Source organism: Mesorhizobium sp. M7D.F.Ca.US.004.03.1.1, assembly GCF_003998635.1.
Lineage (GTDB): Bacteria > Pseudomonadota > Alphaproteobacteria > Rhizobiales > Rhizobiaceae > Mesorhizobium > Mesorhizobium loti.
Genome location: NZ_RZQG01000472.1, coordinates 1 through 4,648, shown reverse-complemented (window position 1 = coordinate 4,648; position 4,648 = coordinate 1). Strand labels below are relative to the sequence as shown.

The window sequence follows — 4,648 nt, the reverse complement described above, 5'->3', positions numbered from 1 at the left end:
ATCCTGTTTCCAACTCGCCTTGCGTCGCTTGCGCCGCGCACAAACGATCCATGTCCCCCCAGATAGCGACGAACAGGCATTTTTGCTACTGTTTCCAGCATTCTGCCCGCAAGGCGGCCGAGAACATCGATCGGAGCGGGGCAACAGGCAGGTTGCCCGCCGTTTTTGTTTTGCCGGCTTATCGAGCGGGCTTATTTCCTTGGCGGGCCTTTGCGCTCGGCCGAAGCCGCCCACAGATTGATGTCGGATTCGCGCGCATAGGTATCGATCTCGGCGAGTTCGGCATCGCTGAAGTCGAGCACCTTAAGCGCGCCAACGCAGTCCTCGACCTGCTCCGGCCGGCTGGCGCCGATCAGCGCCGAGGTCACCCTGCCCTTGCGCAGCACCCAGGCCAGCGCCATCTGCGCCAGCGTCTGCCCGCGCTTGCCGGCGATGGCGTCAAGCGCCTTGATGTTGGCGATGGTCTTGTCGTTGATGAACGCTGTCTTCAGCGACTTGCCCTGGGAAGCACGGCTGCCGTCGGGAATGCCGCCGAGATACTTGTCGGTCAACATGCCTTGCGCCAGCGGCGAGAACACGATCGAGCCGACGCCGAGCCCTTCGAGCGTGTCGAGTAGGCCGTCTTCCTCCACCCAGCGATTCAGCATCGAATAGCTCGGCTGGTGGATGACGCAAGGCGTGCCAAGCTGCTTCAAGATATCGGCGGCCTCGCGCGTGCGCTGCGAATTGTAGGACGAGATGCCGGCATAGAGCGCCTTGCCCGAGCGCACGGCATGGTCGAGCGCGCCCATGGTCTCTTCCAGCGGCGTGTCGGGGTCGAAACGGTGCGAATAGAAGATGTCGACATAGTCGAGACCCATCCGCTTCAGGCTCTGATCGAGGCTGGCAAGCATGTATTTGCGCCCGCCCCATTCGCCGTAGGGCCCGGCCCACATCTCGTAGCCGGCCTTGGTCGAGATGATCAGCTCGTCGCGGTAGGCGGCGAAGTCGGTGCGCAGGATCTCGCCAAAAGCGGTCTCGGCCGAGCCGGGCGGCGGACCGTAATTGTTGGCGAGGTCGAAATGCGTGATGCCGAGATCGAAGGCCTTGCGCGCGATCGCCTGCTTGGTCTTGTGCGGCGTGTCATTGCCGAAATTGTGCCATAGCCCCAGCGAGATCGCCGGCAGCTTCAGGCCGGAGCGGCCACAGCGGTTGTAGATCATTTTCTCGTAGCGGTTTTCGGCGGGACTATAGGGCATCGGAAAATCCTCAAATGGAAGCGAGCCAGGCTACTGCCATCGCGGCGAGTCGGCTCTGCCCCTCACCCTTACCCTCTCCCCGTCGGAACGGGGAGAGGGTTGAGGTGTGCCGCCTACTTCTTCTTTGCCAAAAGCTCTTTGGCTTCCTTGACGCCCAGTGCGGCCGGCCGTTCGCAGGTGGTCTGCATGGCGACGAACTTGCCGGTTTCGCCGGAGCGCAGCAGGCCGGTCATCACATCGACGGCGTGAAGCGCCAGTTCCATCGAGCAGCGGTGCGGCCGGCCTTCCACGATCGCCACCGCCATGTCGGCGAGACCTGACGTGCGGTAGTTGGCCATCATGCCTTGCCCATGCATTTCATTGGGGATACCGAACGGGTGCTTCCATTTCGGCAGCTTCTTGACCGGCTTGCTGTCTTGCGTGAAGCGCACATCGCCGCCGAAGAAATTCGGATCCGGCACGAACACCGTGCCCGTCTCGCCATAGAGTTCCATCGGCGCGTGACCATGGGTCCAGACGTCCCAGCTGGTGTTGAGCGTGACTACGGCGCCATTCTCGAACTCCAGCAGGCCATGGATGGTTGTGGGTGTCGCGACCGGAATCTTTTCTCCGGCGCGCGGTTTTGATGAAATCGTCCGTTCCTTGGCCGGTGTCGTCGCGAAGGCCGCGACCTGCTTCACCGGCCCGATCAACTGGATCAGATTGGTGATATAGTACGGTCCGATGTCGAGCACCGGACCCGCGCCCGGCTGGAAGAAGAAGTCCGGGTTGGGGTGCCAGTGCTCCATGCCGTGGCTCATCACATGGCAGGTGCCGCTGGTGATCTTGCCGAGCTTGCCGGTGTCGATCAGGTCGCGGACCAGCTGATGCGCGCCGCCCAGGAAGGTGTCAGGCGCCGAGCCGATGCGCAGCCCTTTCGCCTCGGCGCGTTTCTTCAGGTCGAGCCCTTCCTTGACCGACAGCACGAACGGCTTTTCCGAATAGACGTGCTTGCCGGCGTCGAGCACCTGCTTCGATACTTCGTAGTGCACCGCCGGAATGGTAAGATTGACGATGATGTCGATATCGTCGGCCTTCAGAAGTCCCTCGACGGTCTCGGCGCGCAGCTTGAACTCCTTCGCCCGCGCCTTGGCCGCCTCCATGTTGATGTCGGCGCAGGCACGCATCTCGATGCCGCGAAACAGCGGCGCCAGCGAAAAATATGCTTTCGAGATGTTGCCGCAGCCGATGACGCCGATGCCAAGTTTCTTTGCCATGCTGATTGCTCCTAGTAGGTCTTGACGGCTGCGATCGAGCGGCGGGCGAAGCGCTCGATGTCGTTGGGATTGTCCTGTTCCATGACGTAGTACTGGGCAGCACTCTTGTCGCGCAGCACCTTGATCAGGCCGGCCCAGTCGATGGTGCCATGGCCGACATCCGACCAGCCATCCTCGTCCAGCCCCTCACCGGGCTTGGCCATGTCCTTGACGTGAACCGCGCTGATCCGCTTGCCGTGCTTCTCAATCCACGGCAGCGGATCGACGCCGCCGCGTATCACCCAGGCGACATCCATCTCCCAGCCGATCTCGGGCGCAGACGACAGGATATGATCCTGCGGCACCGAGCCATCGGCGAGTTTCTTGAACTCGAAATCATGGTTGTGCCAGGCAAAGCCGTAGCCGGCCTTTTTCGCGGCGTCGCCGACTTTGGCCAGGCGCCCGGCAAAGCCACGCCAGCCGGCCGCATCGGATGGCCGCTGGTCGGGCATCAGGAAAGGACAGATGAGCAGCGTGATGCCAAGTGCGTCGGCAATTTTGCGCACGCCGTCGAAATCGTTCTCGAGCGCGTCGATCGAGAAATGCCCCGTCGGCATGGCGAGCCCGTTCTTGTCGAGTTCGGTGCGAAAGGCCTTGGGATCGTCATAGACGCCGCCGAAGCCCTCGACTTGCGTATAGCCGAGCTTGCCGAGCGTGGCGAGCACCCCTTCCCAGGGCAGGAAATTGCGGGCGCTGTAAAGTTGGAATGACCAGTTCATCGTCTCTGTCCGTTTCTTTTGGGCTTGGGAGTTATAAGCGGTTGCCGGTGGCGGCATCGAACAGCGAAGCGCGTGCCGGATCGAAGCCGATCCGGATCGGATCGCCGTTGCGAAGCGTCCTTTCCGCCTCGACGCGGAAGGAAAGATTGTGGCCGCCGAGTTTCGTCCACACCAGCGTGTCCGAGCCCATCGGCTCGACAATCTCGACAGCCCCGTCAGCGACAAAGGGCATCGACCTCGCCGCTTCGCCGAAGGCAATATGTTCTGGCCGGATGCCCAGTACGCAAGCGCCGGTGGGGCTATCGCTGCCCTCGAAACCATAACGGTCAAGCGGCACCGCAACACCATCGGTCTTGAACACCGGGCCAGCGCCGGCCTGCAGCTCGCCATCGATGAAATTCATCGCGGGTGAGCCAAGGAAGCCGGCGACGAAGCGGTTGACCGGCCTGTTATAGATGGTCTGCGGCGCATCGAGCTGCTGGATGACGCCGCCCTTCATCACCGCGATGCGATCGGCCAGCGTCATCGCCTCGATCTGATCGTGCGTGACGTAGATCATGGTGTTCTGCAGCTTGCGATGCAGCAGCTTGATCTCGACGCGCAGTTCGGCGCGCAGCTTGGCATCGAGATTGGACAGCGGCTCGTCGAACAGGAACACGTCGACATCGCGCACCAGCGCCCGTCCGATCGCCACGCGCTGGCGCTGTCCGCCGGAAAGTGCTGCCGGTTTGCGCTGCAGCAATGGCTCGATCTGCAGGATTTCGGCCGCCCGCGCGATCCGCTTGGCGATCTCTTCTTTTGGCGTGCCGGCGACACGCAGGCCAAAGGACAGGTTCTTCTCCACCGTCATTTGCGGGTAGAGCGCATAGGACTGGAACACCATGCCGATGCCGCGGTCCTTGGGCTCTTCCCAGGTGACGTTCTTGCCCTTGATGAAGATGCGGCCTTCGGAGACGTCGAGCAGGCCGGCGATGCAGTTGAGCAAGGTCGACTTGCCGCAGCCGGACGGCCCGAGCAGCACGATGAACTCGCCATTGGCGACATCGAGGTTGAGTGTCTCCAGGACGGTCACCGCGCCGAAATTGAGCGACAGATCCTGGATCGAAACACTGGTGCCGTTGGCTGCCGTCATCGCCATCACCCTTTCACCGCGCCGGCGGCTATGCCGCGCACGAAAAGCTTGCCGGAAATGAAGTAGACGATGAGCGGCACAAGCCCGGTCAGGATGGTGGCGGCCATATTGACGTTGTACTCCTTCACGCCTTGCACCGAATTGACGATGTTGTTGAGCTGCACCGTCATCGGATAGGTGTCGGGGCGGGTGTAGACGACGCCGAACAGGAAGTCGTTCCAGATGCCGGTCACCTGCAGGATGATGGCGACGACGAAGATCGGC

At 62.2% G+C, this 4,648-nt stretch carries 4 protein-coding genes and 1 pseudogene; all 5 read right to left on the bottom strand.

From position 1 onward, the window contains the following. Positions 1-191: 191 nt before the first annotated feature. The gene (mgrA, locus tag EN935_RS23080; RefSeq protein WP_126070562.1) at positions 192-1,238 is read right to left on the bottom strand and encodes an L-glyceraldehyde 3-phosphate reductase; all 1,047 of its coding nucleotides are present in this window, start codon (positions 1,236-1,238) and stop codon (positions 192-194) included. A 113-nt stretch (positions 1,239-1,351) separates the two neighbouring features. Next, positions 1,352-2,494 (bottom strand): Gfo/Idh/MocA family oxidoreductase, encoded by a 1,143-nt coding sequence (locus EN935_RS23075; RefSeq protein ID WP_127265822.1) that lies wholly within the window; start codon positions 2,492-2,494, stop codon positions 1,352-1,354. 11 nt (positions 2,495-2,505) lie between these two features. Next, a complete protein-coding gene (locus EN935_RS23070; RefSeq protein WP_127265821.1) occupies positions 2,506-3,252 on the bottom strand; it encodes a sugar phosphate isomerase/epimerase in 747 nt (248 codons plus the stop codon). 31 nt (positions 3,253-3,283) lie between these two features. Beyond that, positions 3,284-4,390 (bottom strand): ABC transporter ATP-binding protein, encoded by a 1,107-nt coding sequence (locus tag EN935_RS23065; RefSeq protein ID WP_245489024.1) that lies wholly within the window; start codon positions 4,388-4,390, stop codon positions 3,284-3,286. Then, a pseudogene (locus EN935_RS23060) lies at positions 4,390-4,648 on the bottom strand (carbohydrate ABC transporter permease); the annotation flags it as partial. The pseudogene EN935_RS23060 and the gene EN935_RS23065, both read right to left, overlap by 1 nt.